The 24086-nt window shown below is 32.4% G+C and carries 21 protein-coding genes; 16 read left to right on the top strand and 5 right to left on the bottom strand.

The genetic code is table 11. From position 1 onward, the window contains the following. The first annotated feature begins 2 nt into the window (after positions 1–2). The 4 genes from H6589_02140 (at position 3) to H6589_02125 (ending at position 5084) form a co-directional block, all read left to right on the top strand. Positions 3–2150, top strand: a complete 2148-nt coding sequence (locus tag H6589_02140) for a tetratricopeptide repeat protein (GenBank protein ID MCB9173385.1) — start codon at positions 3–5, stop codon at positions 2148–2150. Between the two features lie 89 nt (positions 2151–2239). Beyond that, positions 2240–4192 (top strand): SpoIIE family protein phosphatase, encoded by a 1953-nt coding sequence (locus tag H6589_02135; protein MCB9173384.1) that lies wholly within the window; start codon positions 2240–2242, stop codon positions 4190–4192. A gap of 220 nt (positions 4193–4412) precedes the next feature. Further along, on the top strand, positions 4413–4616 hold the full coding sequence (locus H6589_02130) for a hypothetical protein (GenBank protein MCB9173383.1): 204 nt from the start codon (positions 4413–4415) through the stop codon (positions 4614–4616). Positions 4617–4772: 156 nt separating this feature from the next. Further along, positions 4773–5084 (top strand): hypothetical protein, encoded by a 312-nt coding sequence (locus H6589_02125; protein MCB9173382.1) that lies wholly within the window; start codon positions 4773–4775, stop codon positions 5082–5084. On the opposite strand, the gene smpB is transcribed toward H6589_02125, so the two are convergent. Genes smpB through H6589_02110 form a run of 3 tightly spaced genes read right to left on the bottom strand, consistent with a single transcriptional unit; the run spans position 5081 to position 7041 of the window. Next, a complete protein-coding gene (smpB, locus tag H6589_02120) occupies positions 5081–5533 on the bottom strand; it encodes an SsrA-binding protein SmpB (protein ID MCB9173381.1) in 453 nt (150 codons plus the stop codon). The genes H6589_02125 and smpB overlap by 4 nt on opposite strands. 21 nt (positions 5534–5554) lie before the next feature. Continuing rightward, positions 5555–6382, bottom strand: coding sequence for a ZIP family metal transporter (locus H6589_02115; GenBank protein MCB9173380.1), 828 nt, complete (start codon positions 6380–6382; stop codon positions 5555–5557). After that, positions 6382–7041 carry a metal-dependent transcriptional regulator gene (locus tag H6589_02110; GenBank protein MCB9173379.1) on the bottom strand — a complete coding sequence of 220 codons (660 nt, stop codon included), beginning with the start codon at positions 7039–7041 and terminating at the stop codon, positions 6382–6384. The genes H6589_02115 and H6589_02110 overlap by 1 nt, the downstream gene beginning before the upstream one ends. Positions 7042–7224: 183 nt before the next feature. Between H6589_02110 and H6589_02105 the strand changes: the two genes are divergently transcribed. From H6589_02105 to H6589_02075, 7 genes are all read left to right on the top strand, one after another. Then, on the top strand, positions 7225–9483 hold the full coding sequence (locus tag H6589_02105; GenBank protein ID MCB9173378.1) for a TonB-dependent receptor: 2259 nt from the start codon (positions 7225–7227) through the stop codon (positions 9481–9483). Positions 9484–9630: 147 nt separating this feature from the next. Further along, positions 9631–9885 carry a type B 50S ribosomal protein L31 gene (locus tag H6589_02100; GenBank protein MCB9173377.1) on the top strand — a complete coding sequence of 85 codons (255 nt, stop codon included), beginning with the start codon at positions 9631–9633 and terminating at the stop codon, positions 9883–9885. Between the two features lie 84 nt (positions 9886–9969). Beyond that, positions 9970–11148, top strand: coding sequence for a GlmU family protein (locus H6589_02095; protein ID MCB9173376.1), 1179 nt, complete (start codon positions 9970–9972; stop codon positions 11146–11148). Between the two features lie 31 nt (positions 11149–11179). Beyond that, positions 11180–11701, top strand: coding sequence for a hypothetical protein (locus H6589_02090; GenBank protein ID MCB9173375.1), 522 nt, complete (start codon positions 11180–11182; stop codon positions 11699–11701). Between the two features lie 161 nt (positions 11702–11862). Continuing rightward, positions 11863–14310, top strand: a complete 2448-nt coding sequence (gene lon / locus H6589_02085; protein ID MCB9173374.1) for an endopeptidase La — start codon at positions 11863–11865, stop codon at positions 14308–14310. A 115-nt stretch (positions 14311–14425) separates the two neighbouring features. Further along, complete coding sequence (gene dnaN / locus H6589_02080) at positions 14426–15547, top strand: DNA polymerase III subunit beta (protein ID MCB9173373.1); 1122 nt, start codon at positions 14426–14428, stop codon at positions 15545–15547. Between the two features lie 123 nt (positions 15548–15670). Further along, complete coding sequence (locus H6589_02075) at positions 15671–16594, top strand: M20/M25/M40 family metallo-hydrolase (protein MCB9173372.1); 924 nt, start codon at positions 15671–15673, stop codon at positions 16592–16594. Here H6589_02075 and wecB read toward each other — a convergent pair. After that, positions 16589–17686, bottom strand: coding sequence for a UDP-N-acetylglucosamine 2-epimerase (non-hydrolyzing) (wecB, locus tag H6589_02070; protein MCB9173371.1), 1098 nt, complete (start codon positions 17684–17686; stop codon positions 16589–16591). The two genes, H6589_02075 and wecB, sit on opposite strands and share 6 nt — an antisense overlap. A 111-nt stretch (positions 17687–17797) precedes the next feature. Here wecB and H6589_02065 point away from each other — a divergent pair, with 111 nt between their 5' ends. The 5 genes from H6589_02065 to H6589_02045 all read left to right on the top strand — a co-directional run bounded on the left by H6589_02065 (position 17798) and on the right by H6589_02045 (position 23331). After that, entirely contained in the window at positions 17798–18688 is an 891-nt protein-coding gene (locus H6589_02065; protein ID MCB9173370.1) for an FkbM family methyltransferase, read from the top strand. Positions 18689–18763: 75 nt separating this feature from the next. Next, positions 18764–20881 (top strand): bi-domain-containing oxidoreductase, encoded by a 2118-nt coding sequence (locus tag H6589_02060; protein MCB9173369.1) that lies wholly within the window; start codon positions 18764–18766, stop codon positions 20879–20881. 2 nt (positions 20882–20883) lie between these two features. Then, positions 20884–21558: an SAM-dependent methyltransferase gene (locus H6589_02055; protein MCB9173368.1), complete on the top strand. Its 675-nt coding sequence runs from the start codon at positions 20884–20886 to the stop codon at positions 21556–21558. After that, complete coding sequence (locus H6589_02050) at positions 21551–22084, top strand: class I SAM-dependent methyltransferase (GenBank protein ID MCB9173367.1); 534 nt, start codon at positions 21551–21553, stop codon at positions 22082–22084. The genes H6589_02055 and H6589_02050 overlap by 8 nt, the downstream gene beginning before the upstream one ends. Next, on the top strand, positions 22072–23331 hold the full coding sequence (locus tag H6589_02045; GenBank protein ID MCB9173366.1) for a glycosyltransferase family 4 protein: 1260 nt from the start codon (positions 22072–22074) through the stop codon (positions 23329–23331). The genes H6589_02050 and H6589_02045 overlap by 13 nt, the downstream gene beginning before the upstream one ends. Here H6589_02045 and H6589_02040 read toward each other — a convergent pair. Continuing rightward, positions 23322–24083 (bottom strand): response regulator transcription factor, encoded by a 762-nt coding sequence (locus H6589_02040; GenBank protein ID MCB9173365.1) that lies wholly within the window; start codon positions 24081–24083, stop codon positions 23322–23324. The two genes, H6589_02045 and H6589_02040, sit on opposite strands and share 10 nt — an antisense overlap. Between the last annotated feature and the right edge of the window lie 3 nt (positions 24084–24086).

The raw sequence follows: 24086 nt of genomic DNA, 5'->3' as shown, positions 1-24086 counted from the left end.
TGATGATTAAAAAAATGTTTGCACATTATTGGGCAACATATTTAGATTTTTTTTACATTAGAGGAATGTTAAAAAACTTATCTTTTTTACTTATTTTTTTATTTTTTATTTTTCCTGCTCTAGCACAAGAGGAGCAAAATCCTTATGCCGACTCGTTAACAAAAATATACACCACAACTAAACAAGATACCATTAAAATTCAATCGTTGTTAATGTTATCGGAAATTTATTACCGAACAAACCCTGATACATTAATAACCTTATGTGAACAAGCATTAAAGTTTATTGACGAAAAATTAAAGAAAAAACTGAGTGAGCGAGAACGTGAAATTTTTATTGTAAACAAAGGTACCGCCTATACGAATATGGCGGCGGTGTATGAAGATAAAGGCGATTTAAAAAAATCGTTAGAATTTAATAACAGAGGATTAGAATTTTACAAAAGTGTAAACCATTATTTAGGGGTTTCAACAGTGTTAAACAACATTGGAAAACTAATGAAACTGCAAGGAGAATTTGAAGAGGCCATCAACCTCTATACCGAAAGTTTAAAATATGCCGATTTATGCGACGACAGAAAAGGAAAAGCTTACACCATTGGTAACATAGGAGCAATACATTACACCAATGGTAATTTTAATGAAGCGTTAGAATGTTTTATTAAAGCCAAAGTAATGCACAAAGAGGTTAACGATATTTATGGTTTAACCATAAGTTTAAACAACATCGGAAGTGTTTATCGAAACCTTAATATGCTCGATTTGGCTTTAAAAAGTTACCAGGAAACCTACGATTTATGCATACAAAGTGGCGACCTTAAACAGCAATCTAATTCCTTATTAAAAATTAGCATGGTTTACGGGTTAAAAAAAGACTTGAATAATGCTGAAATATATGGGCTACTTGCTTTACAAAAATCTAAAGATGGCGAAAGTGCTAGTGGTGTTTTAAAAGCACTCAAAAATTTGTACGAAATCTATAAAAAAGGAAACAAGCAAACCAAAGCACTTGATTATTACGAACAGTTTGTGTATTTACGCGATAGTATTAATACCGAAGACAACCAAAAAGCAATTATTGAACAACGAATTCAGTTGGATTATGACAGAAAACTAATAGCAGATAGTATTCAATTTGAAGAAACCAAAAAAGCTGAAATTGCCGTTAAAAACATAGAAATAGAGCAAGGTAAAACTCAACAGATGATGTTGTTTGGTGGTTTAGCCATTTTTATTTTATTGTCGGTTTTTATTTTTAACCGCTATAAAGTAAGTATTAAACAAGCTAAAATTATTTCGGAACAAAAAAGCCAAGTTGAATTACAAAAAATATTAGTTGAAGAAAAAAACAAAGAAATTACCGATTCCATTAACTACGCAAAACGAATTCAAACAGCTATTTTGCCTTCAAAAACCAATTTTGAAAGTCACCTACCCAATTCGTTTATTTTTTACAAACCCAAAGACATTGTAGCTGGTGATTTTTATTGGATGGAGTCCTCCTCTTCCGTCTCCTCCAAAGGAGGAGAGTCTCCCTTCCCTTCGGGAAGGGCTGGGGATGGGATTGTTTTGTTCGCTGCCGCAGATTGTACTGGTCATGGTGTCCCAGGTGCATTGGTAAGTGTGGTTTGTAGTAATGCGTTAAATAGAAGTTTAAAAGAATTAAATACCGTAAATCCAGCCGAAATTTTAAATCGTGCTCGTGAAATCATCATCAACCAGTTTTCAAAAAACGAAGATAATGTAAGAGATGGAATGGATATCGCCTTGTGCTCACTAAATAAATCTACACTAGAATTACAGTTTGCAGGAGCTAATAATGCACTCTATATTGTACGAAATCAGGAAATGTTTGAATACCCTGCTCACCGTGAGCCAGTGGGATTACATTATAAACAAACCCCCTTTACACATCATACTATACAACTACAAAAAAATGACATTCTTTATTTGTTTACTGATGGATATGCCGATCAATTTGGAGGAGAAAATGGAAAAAAATTAAAATACAAACCCTTTAAAGAATTACTTTTGACCATTAGTCGTTATCCTATGCAAGAGCAAAGTGTTTTTTTAAACAAACACTTTACCGAATGGAAAGGGGATTACGAACAAGTGGATGATGTTTGCATTATAGGAGTGAAGATATGAACGAAAACGATGTAAAGTTCATCCTGAGCAATGTCATACTGAACCCGTCGAAGTATTGTCGTAGGGTATTATTGGCGTAAAAATTTAAAATGGGTTTAAAAAATATTTTCACATTATTAGTTCTTACTATTTCTTTTCAATGTTGGGCGACCGATTTTGAAACCGAAATAAAACAAGCCGACTTGGTTTATAACTCCAATCCTGATTCTTCGTTCTATTTATACACTCAATTAGAAAAAAAATTGGTTGCAGAAAATGCCGATAAAGACAAGATATACAAAGTCAAAACAAATATTCTTAAATACCTCATCCTAAAAGCGCGATTTGATGAGGCCATTGAAATATTACAAACAGTAATTCCCTATTACGAAAAAACAAACAACTTTAACGAACTTGGCTATTGCAGCTCTTTACGAAGTGTAATTGGAACAAAAATAAATGATGTAGAAAATGCTATAAAGTATGCGAATATCGCATACAATTACTATGTAAAAGCAGATAATATTGATGGACAAATAAGAGTTTTAACAAACCTATCTCACGCATACAACAGTTTCAACCTATTTGATTCTGCCTATGTAACTCTAAACAAATTGTTTGGTTACGAAACTAAAATGACCAACAACAGCAAGTATTACCTCTACCAAAATTTTGGTAACTACTACTCGAAAACCAACAAAAATATTAATGCCATAATCAATTACCAAAAAGCATTAAAACTTGCCGAAGAAGAAAACATGACAGATAGTAGGGCAACTATTTTAATGTTAATTGCCGAGGCTTATATTAATTTGAAAGAATACACCTCAGCCGAACGATTTTTAAATCAAAGTATAGCCCTATCGAAAAAACACCACCTAATATTTGAGCTCAACGAAGCTTACGATCAATTGATCATTATGTATGAACAAAAAGGTGATTACAAAAATGCATTTTTAACAAAAAAAATTAACGACGAAATAAAAAACGAAATATTCAATTTAGAAAAGATTAATAAAATAAACGAATACGAATCGCAAATACAATTAACCGAAAAAGAAAAGTTAATTGCCGAAAAAGATTTATCGCTAAAAAAAGAACAATTAATTAATGTTGAGGCAAAATCAAAAATTACTACATTACTGTTCGTAATTATCATCTGTGTACTTCTTGTCATATTTGTGTTTGTTATATTTTTTCGAGTTAAAAAATTAAATAGCGAGATAAAACTTCAGAAAACCATTGTTGAAGAAAAAAACAAGGAGATTACCTCTAGCATTACTTATGCAAAACGTATTCAAAATGCCATTTTACCTCCTGAATCAGCTTTTGAAAGTTATTTACCACAAAGCTTTATTTTTTATCTTCCAAAAGATATTGTTGCAGGAGATTTTTATTGGTTGGAAAAAATAAATAATGAAGAATTAAGTATGGTGAGTAGTGAAAACTCACCTCTCACCACCCAACTCCCACAACAAATTCTATTCGCCGCTGCCGATTGTACCGGACATGGCGTTCCTGGAGCTATGGTTAGTGTGGTTTGTAACAATGCCTTAAACAGAGCTGTTCGTGAATTTAATCTTACAAAACCTGCTGCAATACTCGACAAGGTATCTTTATTGGTGGAAGAAACATTTGAAAAAAGCGTGAACGAAGTTAGAGATGGAATGGATATTACGCTCTGTAATTTTAATCCCAAAACATTACAGTTAGAATATGCTGGTGCTAATAATTCACTTTACCTCATTAGAAATAATGAGCTGATAGAAATTAAAGGTGACCGTCAACCCATTGGAAATTATTTTAAGAAAAAGCCTTTTACCTCACACCAACTACAACTACAAAAAAATGACACCATTTATTTGTTTACCGACGGCTTTGCCGACCAGTTTGGTGGTTCAAAGGGTAAAAAATTTATGTACAAACCATTTAAAGAATTGCTTTTGACTATTAGTCGTTATCCTATGCAAGAGCAAAGTGTTTTTTTAAACAAACACTTTACCGAATGGAAAGGGAATTACGAACAAGTGGATGATGTTTGTGTAATTGGAGTAAAGATATGAAAAAACTAATCCAAATCTTTCTAATCATACTGTTTTATTTTTTATCTGGAAATGAAAATTGTTTTTCACAAATGCCTAATGGTATTTTTTTAGATAGCCTTAACACTAAGATGGATAAAAAACTCTCTCTGAGAGAATAATATTCCTTTAATTAAAAAATCCTTTCACTTCTAATAAAATTCATACTTTTGAAAATCTTAACCACTTTAAATTTAAAAAAATGTTTAAAATATTTAAAAAAGATAATACAAAAATCAATTCTAAAATTGAAATTCTAAATGAAAAAGAAGCATCAAAAATAATTGGAGGAAGTGCTACTGATAGAACATTTGGAGATGGACATGAAACTAATCAAAACCTTGCTACAACACGCACATTTGGAGATGGTCACCAAGCTGATCAAAACTCAGGAGGTATATTATAAAAGTAAATTCCATTTTTTTTTTCTTAAATCTTACTTTTTTATCCGTTTCTATAATTTATATAATCTCGTTCAAAAATTACCCACTTTGAGTTTATTATATTAAATGATGATTTTTCATATAGATACCTGTAATTCATGATTGTTTAATATTATAGTATGAATTTAGAAATAAACGACCAAGAAATTACTTTAAACATCAGGTATGATATGCACGAAGAAGATTGGAAAGATCTTGTTGGGGCATTTGAATTAATGCCTGGCTGGATTGGCGTTGAAAAAACAGGTGCTTTTTTTTGGCTTGGAAAGGAAACTGATGAAGTTTACATTAAAGCTACCATAACTTTTACAGGTTTATTGGTCGAGGCTTGCTTACCAGATGTTGTTTGGGATAAATGGATTAACGAACTTATTAAAAAAGCTTCGGAAGCTTTGGGTTTGGAAATTAAAAGTGTTTATACCGAAGACTAGTGCTTCATAGCTCTGTCCATTTCTCGTTGGGCATCTTTCCCTTTTAAATCTTCACGTTTATCGTGCAGTTTTTTACCTTTTGCTAAAGCAATATCCATTTTTGCAAAACCATTTTTACTGATAAACACTTTTAATGGAATAATCGTTAACCCAACATCTTTCTTTTTTTTTGAAAGCTTATCCAATTCACTTCTGTTTAACAACAGTTTTCGGTCACGTTTAGGGTCGTGATTGTTGTAAGTTCCTTTGTCGTATTCAGCAATATACATGTTTTTAATAAACAGTTCGCCATCTTTCAAAAAACAATAACCCTCAATTATACTTGCTTTCCCCGCCCGAATACTTTTAATTTCGGTGCCCGTTAATTGAATACCAGCGGTAAAAGTTTCTAAAAACTCGTACTCAAAACTCGCTCGTTTATTTTTTATGTTTACCTGATTCGACACCATACAAAATTATGATTTTTAGTGTTATCCTAGAGCAACATCCAATATCATCATAACAAGAAATCCTCCAATAAAACCTAAGGTTGCTACATCAGTAAACCTATCCCGTTGTGTTTCAGGAACAACCTCTTCAATAACCACATAAATCATAGCCCCTGCTGCAAATGCCAAAGCATAAGGTAATATGGGCTGAAAAGTCATTACTGCCCAAGCACCCAAAACTGCAGCAACAGGCTCTACAATTGCCGAAAGTTGTCCGTAATTAAAACTTTTCCATCGAGACAAACCTTGTCGACGCAACGGCATTGAAACAGCAATTCCTTCAGGAAAATTTTGAATGCCAATACCAATGGCAAGAGCTATTGCTCCTCCTAAAGTAGCACCCTCAAAACCAACAGCAGCACCTCCAAACAAAACACCCACTGCCAAACCTTCGGGTATATTATGTAATGTAATGGCTAAAACCAAAAGTGTAGAACGATGCCATTCGGTTTTTATACCTTCGGTTTCATCCTTTTTAAAATTAATGTGCAAATGGGGCATTACTTTATCTAAAGCAAATAAAAACAATGCTCCCGCCGAAAAACCAACAGCAGCAGGCAACCAAGGTATAACACCTGAGCTTTCTGCCATTTCTATAGATGGCGCTAATAGCGACCAATAACTTGCAGCAATCATTACTCCGCCTGTAAAACCTAACATTCCATCAAAAACAGCTCTATTAACTGTTTTAAAGAAAAAAACAAAAGATGCCCCTAAAGCTGTTAAACCCCACGTAAATAAAGAAGCTAACAATGCTTGATTTACTGGACTTTCAATGGTCTCAAAAAATGCTTTTAATTCGTCTAACATTAGTTAATTTTTTTTATGTATAAGTTTTTTGTAGTCTGATTCGATACAGTTATTGGAGTTTGTTTGTTAATAGAAATTTTCATCGAAGAATCAAACTCAACCTTATCTTCAACATCTATTTCTGCACCCAAACCAAGTCCTAATTCATCTAAATAATTTAAATACGATTTGGAGTGTTCTTTTACTCCAACAACTATAGCCCTATCTTTTTTATCTAATTGAGATAGTGTAAGTTTGAAATATTGTTGAATTTTTCCGTCTTTATCTGGAATTGGATCACCATGAGGATCAAATTTAGGATAATCAAGGAACTCGTCTAGTTTTTCAATTAAATCTTCACTCTGTATATGTTCTAATTGTTCTGCAATTTCGTGCACTTCATCCCACTTAAAAGCCAACTTATCAACTAAAAAAACTTCCCACAAGCGGTGTTTTCGGATTACAGATAAAGCAATTTCGCTCCCATTGTTTGTTAATGAAACTCCTTTATAGGGTTCGTAATTCACCAATTTTTTATCTGATAATTTTTTCATCATATCAGTAACCGATGATGCTTTTGTACTTAACTCATCTGCCAGTGCGTTAGTTTGAACCTCATTAGTTTTACCACCAAGTTTATATAAGGCTTTTAAATAATTTTCTTCCGCAAGAGAATTCATAAAATTAGAATTTAGGCAAAGGTAATTCTATTTTTTAACATATATAAAATATTAATTTAGACATGTCTAAAATTATGTTTAGTTTTGTTGAAAAATAAAAATACCGCAAAAACGGTATTGAGTAATTCCCTTTATTTATAGAATATTGCATAGTTATTTATAATTAGTCTAAATAAAAATAAGATGAGATTTTTAGTTTTAATGGCATTTTTACCAAACATTCTTTTTGCTCAAACAAAAGGTTCTGTTTCTGGAATAATAAAAGTTGAAAAAGAAGCCGTTCCGTATGCAAATATTGGAATAATAGGCACATCATTTGGAACAGCAAGTGACGAAAACGGTAAATTTAAATTAGAGAACATCCCTTCAGGAAAATATACCCTCCAGGTTTCCGCAATTGGATTTAAAAATTATAAAAAAAGTATTGAAGTAAAACCAAATTCAACCATCAATATTGATGCAAGTATGGAGAAAATGGATCATAAATTGGATGAAGTAGTCATATCTGGTACATTAAGTGAGGTAAAACTTGTTGAATCTGCAGCACCGATAGAAGTATTTACTCCTGTTTATTTCAAAAAAAATCCAACACCAGCCCTTTTTGAATCTTTACAAATTGTTAATGGTGTTCGTCCTCAACTAAATTGTAGTGTTTGCAATACTGGCGATGTACACATTAACGGAATGGAAGGTCCGTACACCATGGTAACCATTGATGGTATGCCAATTATTGGTGGATTAGCTTCAGTTTATGGACTCAATGGAATCCCAAACAGCATGATTGAGCAAATGGAAGTTGTAAAAGGACCAGCTTCTACCTTATATGGTTCGGAAGCTGTTGGAGGGTTAATAAATGTTATTACAAAAACTCCTGAAAAATCGCCCAACTTTTCGTTTGATGTTTTTACCACCAGTTGGTTAGAAGTAAATACTGATGTTTCTGCAAAAGTAGATTTGAAAAAATCGAGTACCGTTTTGGGTATTAACTATTTTAATTACTCTAACCCTATTGATAAAAATGGCGATAACTTTACCGATGTTACCCTTCAAGATAGAATATCCATCTTTAACAAATGGAGTTTTAAACGTAACGATTTTCGAGAAGCCTCTATAGGTATAAGATATATTTATGAAGACCGTTGGGGTGGTGAAATGCAATGGCAACCCAAATTTAGAGGAGGTGACAGTATTTATGGTGAATCCATTTATACCAGTAGGTATGAAGTTATTGGTAAATACCAACTTCCAGTAAAAGAAAAAATTTACTCTTCATTTTCATTGTCCGACCACAACCAAAATTCAGCTTATGGAAACATGCCTTACCAAGCAAAACAAAATATAGCATTTGCTCAATTTTATTGGGATAAACGAGTAAAAGATGTTCATTTATTCAAAATTGGAACAGCCTTTCGTTTTAATTATTACGACGACAATACTCTTGCTACACAAAAAGTAGAAACAACCAAAATTATTAATGCTCCCGAGAAAACCTTTTTACCCGGATTATTTGTACAAGACGACTACTCTATAAACGAAAAACATAAACTTCTACTTGGTGTAAGATTAGACAATGATACCAGACATGGTTTAATTACTACCCCAAGAGTAAGCTATAAATGGTCGCCAACAGAATTAAATCATTTTAGAGTAAGTTTTGGTACAGGTTACCGTGTGGTAAATTTATTTACTGAAGAACACGCAGCGTTTAGTGGAGCCCGAACTGTTGACATTAAAAATAAATTAAACCCCGAAACTAGTTATAACGGAAACCTTAATTATCAAAAATTTATAAATACCAATTTTGGGTTTGTGAATTTAGATGCAAGTGTTTTTTACACATACTTCTGCAACAAAATAACACCTGATTACCTCTCTGATGAAACTAAAATAATTTACGACAACCTCGATGGTTATGCTGTTTCGCAAGGTTTTAGTTTTAACACCACTCTCGATTTTAAAACTCCTATTAAGATAATTTTAGGAGCTACCTTTTTAGATGTTTACCAAATGAATAAAAATGAAGATGGACATCTCGAAAGAAATGTACAATTGCTTACCGAAAAAGTATCAGGAACTTATACCGTAAGCTACAAGTTTTACAAACCGAACATTAAAATTGATTATAGTGGTAATTTATACGGACCTATGAAGTTACCGTTGGTAGAAAACGATTATAGACCCGAATATTCAAGCTGGTATAGTATACAAAACATACAAATAACCAAAACCTTTGAAAAAGGATGGGAGATTTATGCCGGAGTTAAAAATTTACTAAACTTTACTCCTCCAAAATATTCTATTTTACGACCAAATGACCCTTTTGATAAAAATGTGAATTCTCCCGACAACCCAAATGGTTATACTTTCGACCCCACATATATGTACGCCCCAAATCAAGGAATAAGAGGTTTTATAGGTGTTCGTTATCAATTTTTCAAATAAGCTTTATCAGTTAAAATGATGTATTGATTATCATTACTTTTACAAAACCGAACAGAAAAATAATTATTTAAATAAAATATTTTTTTCTTCCCAAAAATGATTACATTTGCGACCGCTTTTGAAAGAACAGATTAAAATTAAAGAACGATGAAAAAAGGAATACACCCAGAAAATTACAGATTAGTTGTATTTAAAGATATGTCTAATGATTACTCTTTTATTTGCAAATCTACTGCAGAAACTAAAGAAACTATTACTTGGGAAGATGGTAACGAATACCCAGTTGTGAAGTTAGAGATTTCTCATACTTCTCACCCGTTTTACACTGGTAAAATGCAATTGGTTGATACTGCTGGTAGAATTGACAAATTCAAAAGCCGTTACGCAAAACACGCTAAATAGTTTTCAAACTCATTATAAGAAAAGTCCTGATAATATTTATCAGGACTTTTTTATTTTAGTAATTTTCGCAAACAAACTATTTTTATGAATATCATATTTTTTGAAGAAGATAGAGAGCAATTTTTACCTTTAACATTTACCCGAACTGTTGCCGATTTACGAATTGGCATTTTAACCATTCGTGAGAAATGGGAAAAACAGTTTGGAGTAAAAACCTCATCAAAAACAGTCGAGTACCTTTCAAAAAAATATCCACTTCGTTTTAAAGAAAATGTAACCAACATTTGGATTAACGCAAGTGTATTCCCCAACGAAAATTTAATTGCAGAAATAAAAAACCTAAAAGCAAACGAAATTTTGGTGTATTCAAATACCATTATTGCTGCCAATACAGGAAACAACACTGCTTTTGAAGTAGTAAATACGATGAACTTCTCTCCCAAACCAACCAACTCTACCATTACCAAAATTGATAAGATAACCGATATTTTCTCTAAAAACGAAACTGCAATTCAACAAGATTTTGACTTACTAACAAAAAACAGAACATCACAAAAACTGTCATCTACCAACACAATAATTGGCAATAACATTTTTGTTGAAGAAGGTGCAAAAGTAGAAGCAGCAATTTTAAATTCCACTACTGGTCCGATTTACATTGGTGCAGATGCCGAAATTATGGAAGGCAGCTTGGTTCGAGGTCCTTTAGCACTTTGCGAACATGCAACATTAAAATTAGGCACAAAAATTTATGGAGCAACCACCATAGGCCCTCACAGTAAAGTGGGTGGAGAAGTTACCAATAGTGTTGTTTTAGGCTATTCCAACAAAGGTCATGATGGGTTTCTTGGTAATTCAGTAATTGGCGAATGGTGTAATTTAGGTGCTGATACCAATAACTCTAACCTAAAAAACAATTATGCCGAGGTTAAACTTTGGAACTATAAAACTGAAAAACTAGAAAAAACAGGCTTACAGTTTTGTGGTTTAATTATGGGTGATCATTCAAAATGTAGCATCAACACCATGTTTAACACAGGTACTGTTGTTGGGGTTTTTGCAAATATTTTTGGAGGTAATTTCCCTCCAAACTTTATTCCTTCATTCAGTTGGGGTGGAGCTTCAGGATTTGAAACCTACCGAACCGATAAGGCATTCGAAGTAGCAGAGCAAGTTATGCATCGAAGAGGTATTGATTTAACCGCTACTGATAAAGATATACTCAGCAATATTTTTGAGCTTACCAAAAAATACAGGAACTAATACGAAATAACAGTTCCTTAAACCACAAAAATTGAAAAAATCTATTTTAATATTTTTCATCATTTCATTACTAACTGCGTGTTCTAGCATGGGTATTAGGAAATCTAAATTGAAATTTATAGATAGTACTTTTAAAGGATTCATTAGTAATAATCATCATAAAATAAAAGGTCGAAAATATGGATCTCCAGATTTATTAAACACCTTTGAAATCAGAAATGCTCAAAGTGATACTATTTGGATTGAATTCAGTAAATCTGAAAACTTAATTATTAAATATTACGAACATAATATTTTAAAAGAAGCCCAGTTTAATGGAAAATTCACAAAAAAAGGGTTCTATGATTTATATTTAAGAAATGAAAGGAAAGAATTCCCTCCTATTTTTCCAATTATTTATAGCAAAAAGAATATCCTTAATATTAGGATTGGCTTAACTAAAGAGAATGATTTGATCATAGATCATTTTTGGATAGAAGGTGGCAATATTTTTATTTTAGGCGCAGGTTCAAGTGGAAGACGACAAAGCTTTTATAATATATTTAACAATTGATTTTAATCATTAATAAAAAATCAATTTGTGAAATTCGTGTCAAAAAAAGCCAATATTTCCGTTTTCGAATTGTGGCACGAGTCTTGAAAAATACTTATACACTTATTATTTGCAGCATTTAATACGTTTAATGCTGCCATATTGACTTAACAAAATAGAACATGAACGATAATTTTGATTTTAAAAATTTAGCCATAAGCAACATGATTGACGATGAAGCAGAATTTATTCCTTTACTTTCTGCGGATGATGAGGAGCAAATGAATTCTGAAAGTATTCCTAAAGAACTGCCAATATTACCGTTAAGAAACACTGTTTTATTTCCTGGAGTGGTTATTCCAATTACAGTAGGTAGAGATAAATCTATCAAATTGATTAAAGATGCATATCAAGGAAATAAAACCCTAGGTGTTGTTGCTCAAAAAAATGATACTATTGAAGACCCTGAAGAGAAAGACTTAAACAAAATTGGTACAGTAGCATTAATCTTAAAAATGTTGCGCATGCCCGACGGAAACACTACCGTAATTATTCAGGGTAAAAAACGGTTTAAAATTAAAGAAGTAACTCAAACTGAGCCATACTTAAAAGCCAATATTGAACCTTTTAATCAACAAGAAAAGCCAAAGGGTAAAAACTTTAATGCATTGGTTAGCTCTATAAAAGACCTTGCATCACAAATTATTGAACAATCGCCCAATATACCTACCGAAGCTACTTTTGCCATTAAAAATATAGAAAGCCCTACATTTTTAATCAATTTTATTGCCTCGAACATGAAAGGTAGTGTTGCCGAAAAGCAGCAATTACTCGAAGTTCCTGAACTTACCGAAAGAGCCCATAAATTATTGAGTCATCTAACAAAAGAACTTCAGTTGTTGGAACTAAAAAACGATATTCAATCAAAAGTTCGACACGATTTAGACCGCCAACAACGTGAGTATTTTTTGAACCAACAAATAAAGCAAATTCAAGAAGAACTAGGTGGCGACCCTCAACAACAAGAAATTGAAGATTTAAAGAAAAAAGCGAGCAAGAAAAAATGGACAAAAGAAGTTCAAAAACGTTTTGACAAAGAAATTGAAAAATTAGCTCGATTAAATCCGCAAGCTGCTGAATATTCGGTGCAGTTAAACTATATTGAAACCTTGGTTGAATTACCTTGGCTATATTATACCAAAGACAACTTTGACCTTAAACGAGCACAAAAAATATTAGACCGCGACCATTTTGGTTTAGAAAAAGTAAAAGAACGTATTGTTGAACATTTAGCGGTTTTAAAACTAAAAGGCGACATGAAATCACCAATTCTTTGTTTATACGGCCCTCCGGGAGTTGGTAAAACTTCATTAGGAAAATCTGTTGCTGAAGCGCTAGGAAGAAAATACGTGAGAATGTCGTTAGGTGGTTTACGTGATGAAGCAGAGATAAGAGGTCACAGAAAAACTTACATTGGTGCAATGCCCGGTAGAGTTATCCAAAACATTAAAAAAGTAGATTCTTCTAACCCTGTTTTTGTTTTAGACGAAATCGACAAATTAGGAAATAGCCATCAAGGTGATCCTTCTTCGGCTTTATTGGAAGTATTAGACCCAGAACAAAACAATGCGTTTTACGATAATTTTTTAGAACTGGATTACGATTTATCAAAAGTCTTGTTTATTGCTACTGCCAACTCATTATCATCTATCCAACCTGCTTTACGCGACCGTATGGAGATTATTGAAATGACAGGATACACAGTAGAAGAAAAAATTGAAATTGCAAAAAAACACTTGATTCCTAAACTGCTAAAAAACCATGGCTTATCTAAAAAAGATTTGCAACTTTCAAGTGCGGTAATAGAAAAAATTATTACCGAATACACGCGTGAATCAGGTGTTCGTTCATTAGAAAAAACGTTAGCAAAAGTGGTGAGAAATACCGCCAAACAGATTGCTATGGAAGACGAAACAATTACTAAAACAACTGTTGATATGCTCCATGCTATTTTAGGACCTGGACATTCAAGAGATAAATACCAAGGCAATGATGTTGCTGGAGTGGTTACTGGTTTAGCGTGGACTTCGGTAGGTGGTGATATTTTATTTATCGAAACCAGTTTGAGCAAAGGAAAAGGCAAACTAACCCTTACCGGAAATTTAGGTGATGTAATGAAAGAATCTGCTGTAATTGCATTAGCTTATTTAAAAGCTCATTCCGATTTAATTGGGTTAGATTCTTCTGCATTTGAAAAATGGGATATTCATATCCATGTGCCAGAAGGAGCAACTCCAAAAGATGGTCCTTCGGCAGGAATTACCATGTTAACTGCTTTAGCATCGGCATTTACTCAACGTAAAGTAAAAAATAAATTAGCCATGACTGGCGAAATTACTTTAAGAGGAAGAGTGTTACCAGTAGGTGGAATTAAAGAAAAAATATTGGCTGCAAAACGTGCTGATATTAAAGAAATTATTTTATCGGAAGACAACAAAAAAGACATTTTAGAAATCAATCAAAAATACCTAGAAGGTCTAACTTTTCATTATGTTAAGAATATGATTGAAGTAGTAAACCTAGCACTACTGAAACAAAAGGTTAAAGATGCTGTTTTGATAGCAAACTAACCTTAATTTTCCAATTCAAAAAGTGTTAATAATTATTGAAAAGTTTAAAATATCTCGCTCAATAATTACACTATTTTTGTTAACCTTAACCGTATTAAGAAATAAATAATATCGCATGAAATTTATAGTATCTAGTTCAGTTTTATTAAAGCAAATACAAGGCATAAGCGGCGTTTTAAACTCTAGCAACACTTTGCCTATTTTAGATAATTTTCTTTTCGAAATTAAAAAAGGAAAACTAAGCATAACAGCTTCCGATTTGGAAACAACGATGCTGGCTAAATTAGATGTTGAAGCAAAAGAAGATGGTTTAATTGCTATACCTGCTAAATTGTTGTTAGATACATTAAAAACGTTCCCTGAACAACCTTTAACTTTTACTATTGACAGTAAAAGTTTTGGTATTGAAATTTCTTCAGATTACGGTAAATATAAATTAACTGGTCAAAACGGAGCAGAATTTCCTAAAACTCCAAAGTTAGATGCTTCATCTAAATTAAACATTGAAGCTTCTATCCTTTCAAATGCCATAAACAAAACTTTATTTGCAAGTGGTAACGACGAGTTACGCCCGGTAATGTCTGGAGTATTTTTTGAGTTGAACGAAGATAATTTAACCTTTGTTGCAACAGATGCTCACAAATTAGTACGTTACAAAAGAAACGATTTGAAAGCTGATAAAGGCTCTTCATTTATTCTTCCAAAAAAACCGCTTACTTTATTAAAAAATATTTTAGGCTCAGTATCGGATGAAATAACCATCAGCTACAACGAAACCAATGCAATGTTTGTGTTTGGAAATACTACTTTAATTTGTAGATTAATTGATGGTAAATACCCCAACTACAATGCGGTAATACCAACTGAAAATCCAAACAAATTAACCATTAGTCGAACTGCTTTTTTAAGTTCAATAAAAAGGGTTTCTATTTTCTCGAACAAAACCACTCACCAAGTACGATTAAGAATTACTGGTAGCGAATTAAACGTTTCTGCTGAGGATTTAGATTTTGCAAATGAAGCAACAGAACGCTTAACTTGTCAGTACGAAGGTGAAGACATGGAAATAGGATTCAACTCTCGTTTCTTAATTGAGATGTTAACCAATTTAGATTCGGAAGAAATAAACATTGCTATGTCGGCACCAAACAGAGCTGGTATTTTAACTCCTTCTGAAAAATCTGAAGATGGCGAAGAAATTTTAATGTTGGTGATGCCGGTAATGTTAAACAATTAATAGCCCACCCCAACCCTCCCAAAGGGAGGGAGAAAAACCCTAATAGTAGCACATTTTTGAAGGCAAAGTGTGTTGGATTTCCCCCTTCGGGGGACAAAGGGGGCTTTTATTAAATACATAATTATGAAACTTTTACAGCAACTTTGCGAAATACAAGCTCCTTCTGGTAGTGAATATACCATGACTGATTTTTTGTTAAAGTACATCAAAAAAGAAAAGAAAAACTGGAAAGTTCAACCCGAAATTCTTTATGGCGAAGATTTTCAAGACTGTATAATTTTGGTTTTTGGAAAACCTCGAACTGCCATTTTTGCTCACATGGATTCGGTTGGATATACTGTAGGTTACGAAAATAATTTAATAAAAATTGGAGGCCCTTCAGCAAAAAAAGGTGCCAAACTAATTGGTTCAGATAGTAAAGGAAAAATTGAGTGTACACTAAAAGTTGAAGCTGACGACCACGATTTTTTAACCTACTCTGCTGATTTTAAGCGCGAAATTGACCGTGCCACTTCCCTAACTTATAAACCTGATTTTAGAGAAGATAAAAACTACATTCAATGTTGTTACATGGATAACCGATTAGGGATGTGGAACGCCTTACAAGTTGCTAAAACATTAGAAAACGGATCAATTGTTTTCTCAGCTTGGGAAGAACATGGAGGAGGAAGTGTTGGTTACTTGGGTAAATTCTTGTACGAAGGATATGGCGTGAAACAAGCCTTAATTTCTGATATTACCTGGATTACAAAAGGTGTGCAACATGGTAAAGGTGTTGCTATTTCTATGAGAGACTCTGGAATACCGAGAAGGACTTACTTAAACAGAATTCTTGAATTAGCTAATAAAAGCAAAATACCATACCAAATTGAGGTAGAAAGTGCTGGTGGCAGCGATGGCAATGCATTACAACGTAGCTCCTACCCTTTTGATTGGTGTTTTATTGGTGCTGGAGAAGATAATGTACATACCCCTGATGAAAAGGTTCATAAAAAGGACATTAAAGCTATGGTGGATATGTATATGTACTTAATGAAAAACTTATAACACCTTTCTCAACACCTCAACAATTCGTTTAGTTGCTTTTCCATCCCAAAATGGAGGTATTTGACCTTTTTTAAAAGTTCCGTTTTCAATTTGATTGATTTTTTCAGCAACAGCAGAGAAATTGTATTCTACCAATTCATTACTACCTATTGTTATGGTTGAAGGTCGCTCGGTATTTTCACGCAATGTTAAACATGGAATTTGTCTAAAAGTAGTTTCTTCTTGTATTCCTCCACTATCAGTTAACACATACTTACAGTTGCTAATTAATTTTTGAAATGATAAATAATTCAATGCTTCAGTAATAATTACTTTTTTATTGTTGGTTAACAAATCCATTAACCCGTGTTTAATTAAACTATTTTTTGTTCTATGGTGTATGGGCAAAACCAAATAACTTTTTTCGGAAACTTTATTAATAATATCAATCAATATTTGAAGTCGGTCTTTAGTATCTACATTACTTGGGCGATGCATGGTCATTAAAACAAAACTTTTTTCTTCCAACCCAAGTTTTTCCAATATGGTATCTTGCTGTATCATTTCATCGAAAGCCACAAGAGTGTCAATCATGGTATTTCCAACAAAATGAATTTGATTTTCAGTTTTACCTGCTTTTATCAAATTATCGTAACCACTTTGTTCAGTAACAAAAAAGTCGTCGGCAATTAAATCAGTAATTAATCGGTTAATTTCCTCAGGCATTTCATTATCATAACTTCTCAACCCACTCTCCAAATGAAATAATCTTGTTCCTGTTTTATTTCCAGCAATAGCTCCAGCTAAAGTGGAATTAACATCTCCTACAACAACCAAAGCATTTGGTTTGTGTTCGTTAAGCGTTTTTTCTAACTCAATAATAATTTGACCGATTTGAGCTGCTGGAGTAGTATTGGTGATTTTTAAAAAAATAGGGTTTTTAATTTTAAGTTGAGAAAAAAATATGTCTGACATATTTTCATCGTAATGTTGATTGGTATGTACCAAAATAAACTCAAACTCATTACCAAAAGCTGCCAACTCTTTTTCAAATTGAGTTACTTTAATAAAATTGGGTCTTGTACCCACCACAACCATTACTTTTTTTGACATGCCATAAAATTTTGTGGCTAAGTTACAAAGAACCTTTAAAATCTACATGAAAAATAATAATTAATGATATGTTTTCATTTTGTTTAATTTAGCGAAAACATTAAAAAATTTATGGATTTAAAAGGTTCTTTTAAACGTTGGAAAAACATCATCCTTCAACTAAAACAAATGGATACCCGATTAAGGTTCATTGAGATAAACCTAGAAAATCTATTTCAAGAAAAATACCTAGCTGTATCAGACCCAAAACTAACTTATAAAAACGAATTAAGATCAAAAGAATATCGCGTACACTCTCAAAATGGTGAAGATGGTTTAATGCTTTATGTTTTTTCTCAAATAGGTGTTACCAACAGAAAATTTATTGAATTTGGAATTGGTGATGGAACAGAATGTATTGCCGCTAATTTATTATTAAATTTTGGCTGGTCAGGCTTAATGATTGAAGGGTCAAGTTCTTACGCTAATCATGCAACAAATTACTATAATACTCATCCCAAAATGCAAGGAGAAGTAAAAATCCTTAATAAATTTATCACCAAAGATAATATCAACTCATTGTTTAAAGAAGGTGGAATTGAAGGTGAGATTGATTTACTTTCCATCGATATTGACGGAAACGATTATTGGGTATGGAAGGCTATAGAAGCTGTATCTCCAAGAGTTATTATTGTTGAATACAATGCAACTTTTGGAAAAGAGAAAGCGATTACTGTAGAATACGACCCTAGTTTTATGAGGCTAGACAAGCATTCTAGTGGTTATTACTATGGATTATCATTAAAAGCAGCTGAAAACCTTGGAAAAGAAAAAGGTTATGTTTTAGTAGGGTGTGATTCGGAAGGCGTAAACGCAGTTTTTGTTAGAAACGACATTAATCTAGGAAAATTACAAGCTATTACTGCCGAAGAAGCATACTACGAGATGAAAGTGAGATCGGATGTTTGTACACTTACTGAACAATATAACACCATAAAACATTTGCCAATTGTAGAAGTCTAAATTATTCAATATTGGTAATACAAATTGTTATCTTTGATTTAATAAATACCTTTACAACCCAATTATCACTTATTCATGAAACAAGGCATTGTAAAAAAAGGAAAAGTATTAGCTGAAAACATTCCAACTCCTGTTGTTAGTGATGGTAGTGTTTTAATAAAAGTGGCGTACAGTTGTATTTCTGCTGGAACAGAAATGACAAGTGTTAACACCTCAAAACAATCTATTGTTCAGCGTGCTTTAAACTCCCCCGAAGAAGTAAAAACTGCCATTGAATTTGCAAAAACTAACGGTATTACTAAAACCATACAGCGCGTTAAAGGTGTTTTAGATGGGGGCAAACAAACTGGTTATTCTGCATCAGGTGAAATAGTTGCTATTGGTAAAGGAGTAACTAATTTTCAAGTTGGTGATAAAGTTGCTGCTGCAGGTGCAGGAATTGCCAATCATGCCGAATTTATTGATGTTCCTATAAATTTAGTGATGCCCGTTCCAAAAGGAATGGATTTAAAATATGCTTCAACTGTTACTCTAGGTGGTATTGCCTTACAAGGAGTTCGACGAATAGATTTAAGATTAGGTGAAACCTGCGTTGTTGTTGGTGCTGGAATACTTGGGTTACTTGGCTTACAAATGTTAAAGAAAAGTGGTGTACAAGTTATAGTAAGTGATTTCGACCAAAAACGTTTAGACCTTGCCAAAGAACTTGGAGCTGATTTAGTTATTAATCCGTCTCAAGAAGATTTATTAAAAACGGTAAGCTCTTTTACAGGTGGTTACGGTACTGATGGCGTATTGTTTACTGCGGCAACTTCTAGTAGTAAACCTTTATCGGAATCATTTAAAATGTGTCGTAAAAAAGGAAAAGTAGTACTTGTAGGTGTTGTTGGAATGGAAATAGAACGTGGTGATATTTATGCTAAAGAATTGGATTTCCTAATCTCTACCTCATACGGGCCAGGTAGATACGATAGCAATTACGAAGAAAAAGGCTTGGATTATCCTTATGCCTATGTTCGATGGACCGAGAACCGAAACATGACCGAATACTTGAGGTTGGTTCATCAAAACTATATAAATGTTGGAGGTTTAATTGATTCTATTTACCCCATCGAACAAATTACCGATGCTTTCAATTCTTTACAAAAAGAAGGAGAAAAACCAATTATTGTTTTGCTAGATTATACGCAATCTAGCAACAAAGAATTAACTTCAAAAGTTATTATCTCAAACAAAACTATTTCTAAAGAAACCATTAATGTTGGATTAATTGGAGCTGGTTCTTTTGCAACAGGTATGCATTTGCCAAACATGAAAAAACTAAAAGGTAAATACAACCTAAAAGGAGTAATGAGTAGGACTGGATTTAAAGCTAAAACCGTTGCAGATCAATTTGAAGCCGAATATGCTACAGCAAACTTTGACGACATAATAAACGACTCTAATATTGATTTGGTATTGATTGCTACTCGACACGATAGTCATGCAGAATTGGTATTGAAATCGTTAAAAGCAGGCAAGCATACTTTTGTAGAAAAACCACTTGCAGTTAATCAAAATGAGTTAGACTTAATAAAAGAGTTTTACAATACACCTGGAGAAAAACCAGTTTTAATGACGGGCTTTAACCGTCGTTTTAGTCAATTTGCTACCGAAATAAAAAAACATACTGATAAACGAATCAATCCTTTGTTTATACAATATAGAATGAATGCTGGATATATTCCACTTGACCAATGGGTACATGAACATGGCGGAAGAATTGTTGGAGAAGCATGTCATCTAATTGACTTGATGACCTATTTTACTGGGTCTAAAATGACTTCCATTAGTGTAGAAAAAATATCTCCAAACAATGATAAAATAAGTGCCTCTGACAATGTTTCCATTGTATTAAAGTACGAAGATGGTTCTGTGTGTAATATCCAATATTTTGCCGTTGGTAGTAAACAAGTCTCTAAAGAATACATGGAAGTTCATTTTGATGGCAACACCATTGTTATGGACGATTATAAAACTTTAAAAGGTTATGGTGTAAAAGTGAAAGAAATATCAATTGGCAGAAGCGACAAAGGTCAAAAAGAAGAGCTTGAAGCACTTTATGAAACCTTAAAAGGAACTAAAAAAGACTGGCCAATTTCATTATGGGACATGACACAAACAACAGAAGCTACTTTTTTGATTAATGCATAATAATGAATAGATTAAGAAGAATACTGAATAAGCTCAAAAAAAATCAAGATGTTGCAACAACATTTAAAAACATTTATTTAGATAAACGTTGGGGTGGTTCTGACCAAGAAAAATTTAATTCAGGAGCAGGATCAGAAGATGCTATCTCGATTAGGTTTATTGAATTTGCAATCAAATACATCAAAGAAAACAATATAAAATCAATTGTTGATTTAGGTTGTGGCGATTTTAGAGTAGGTAGAAAAATTATTTCTCCAGAAATAGAAAAATACACTGGAATTGATGTCGTTGATGAGTTAATTTCACATCATCAACAAACTTTTGGAACCGATGTTATTACGTTTAAATCTTTAAACATAATAAACGATGAATTGCCTGATGCTGAATTGTGTATTATTAGACAAGTATTACAACATTTATCGAACCAGCAAGTTGCAGAAATATTGGTAAAAGTTAGAAAATACAAATACTTAATAATTTGCGACCATATTCCTGGCGGAAATTTTACTCCAAATAAAGATAAAAAACATGGGGCTGATATTCGTTTAAAATATAATTCAGGGCTTGTTTTTAATGAAGCTCCTTTTAATGAGAATCTAAAAATAGTTGATACTTTTACCCTAGAGACTTTTGGTGATGGAACATCAAAATTATTAACTTGGATTAAAAATGACTAAAAAAAAGCTAAACTTAGGTTGTGGAACCGACATTAGAGAAGGTTGGATTAACCTTGATAATTTCGATGATAAGCGTATTGATGTAAAGCACGATTTAGAAACCTTTCCATATCCATTTGAAGATAATTATTTTGATGAAATTATTGCTGTGAATGTTTTAGAACACATTGAAAATCCAGTTCGAGTAATTGAAGAATTGCACAGAATTACAGCAAAAAATGGAAAAGTTACCATAAGAGTACCATACTACAATTCTAAAGATATGGGGACTGACCCTACCCACAAAAATTTCTTTTCGGAGCATAGTTTGGATTATTTCGACCCATCAAAAAAACATTGTCAGGAACGACCATATTATTCCACGGCTAGATTTAGTATTAACAAAACATCTGCTTTTACTAATATTTTATCATTAAAATATGTTCAGATATCAAGCAACGTTTTAAAAGCTCCATTATTTTATATTGCAGGTTTAATTGGCAATGTTGTTAGTGTTATTGAATTCGAATTAATATGCCAGAAATAAAAAAAGGTATTTTTATTATTAGCTGCTTACTTGAACCTCCTTTTGGAGGTATTTCAAAATACTTATCGTTTAGTTTACCTAAAATTGCCAATGAAACTCCTATATATGGAATAACTCAACGTGGGTATGAAAACTTTGGTAACAAAGAAGTTGACCTACCCCATTTTAAAACCAAACTTATTAAAAGCAACTTGCTTGCTGTTGTATTATTTCCATTCATGGTTATAAAACATTTAGGATTTGTTAATCAACTCCTTTTTAAATACAATTTACCATTTTTAGAAGTAATGAAGCTCATCTACTTCTGGTTTCCTGAGGTGGACAACTACTTAAAAAAGGTAAAAGACACCATAAAATATATACATGTTTATAATAGACCTTATGACCACGGAGCAATTGGAATGTATCTTTCTAAAAGATACAACATACCTTTACTGCTTACCACTTTTGGAGAATTAGTTCCACATAAAGATGAGATTGAACGTATAGATGATTACTCAACACGTTTTAACAAAATTACAGCCGATGTTTTAACTCATGCTACCAAGATTTCTAGCCCTACAAAATATTGCCAATCCATTATTGATGAGTTTAAAATTGATACCGCTAAAATACACTTAACTTACCACGTTTGCGATATTGATAAGTTTAATAAAAACGAAAATAATTTTCAAACCATTTTAGAAAAACATCCACAACTAAAAGGTAAACGATGTGTTCTTTTTGTTGGTCAAATGTTAAGAAGAAAAGCTCCCGATTTAATAATAAAAGCCGCACAAAACATTAAAAATTTAGATAAAAACATCATGTTTATTTTTGTAGGACCTGATTTTGGGTTCTATAACGAATTGAAAACTATTGCAAAAGACGCCAATCTTGAAAATCAATGTCTTTTTCCTGGTGCAGTTTCCGAGTCTGATTTATTCGAATTTTACTCTTTAGCTGATATTTTCATTTTCACTACCATATCTAAAATTGAATGTCTAGGGTTGGTATTTGTACAGGCTATGCTTTCAAACTGTGCAGTAATTGCTTCAAACATTTCTGGCGTACCAGAAGTAATAACGAATGGTGAAAATGGGCTGCTTTTCGAACCAGGAAACATTAAAGAACTACAAAATCATCTCGAAAATTTATTACATGATGACGATTTAAAGGACAAATTAAAAAAATCTGGTAAAGAAACTGTAATGCAACAATTTGATGAGCAAATTGTTTTACAACAGATTAAAGATTTTTATAAATAATTTATTAATCTAGTATCCATATAATCCATAAATTCTTTCTTTCTTCTTCTAGTTAATTCAATTTCCACATTGTTCGACATCTTTAGAATTGATGTGTCTTTTTTGTATGAAACTACAAAATTTGAATTAACAATGTATGATCTACTAACTCTAAAAAAAACATCTTCATCCAGTAAGTCTTCGTATTCCTTTAAGGGTTTAACCGATGAAATCTTATTGCCATTTGCAAGAAAAAACTCTGTCAAATACAAATCGGAAGTACAATACATGATTTCGTTTATATTTAAGTAATCAATTGTTGTTGCTCCTTTTATAGCTATACGTTTTGGCTTAGAAAGCATTGTTACATTTTGCAATAAATTTTCGATTAAAGCAAACTTATCATTTTCACTGGTTTCATTTTTTTTAACTCTAGATAAAGCACTCTCTAAATCATCAACATTAATTGGTTTAAGCAAGTAATCTAAAGCACTAAACTTAAAAGCTCTTATGGCATATTGATCGTATGCAGTTGTAAAAATAACATCGAACGAAATTTTATTAAATTTTTCAAGCAGTTTAAAACCCGTTCCATCAAGCATTTCAATATCTAAAAAAACTAAATCTGGTTTTAATTTATTAATCACTTCAAAACCTTCTTTAACCGAACCTGCCTCACCAATTACATTTATATCTTCAGACACCTCCTCTATTAATCTTATCAAAACTTTCCTAGATTTTTCTTCATCATCAATTACAATAGCTTTTATCATATC

This window comes from Flavobacteriales bacterium (assembly GCA_020635795.1).
Lineage (GTDB): Bacteria > Bacteroidota > Bacteroidia > Flavobacteriales_E > Vicingaceae > Vicingus.
The sequence above is the reverse complement of the archived record's forward strand: the minus strand, read 5'-3'. Positions and strand labels throughout refer to the sequence as shown.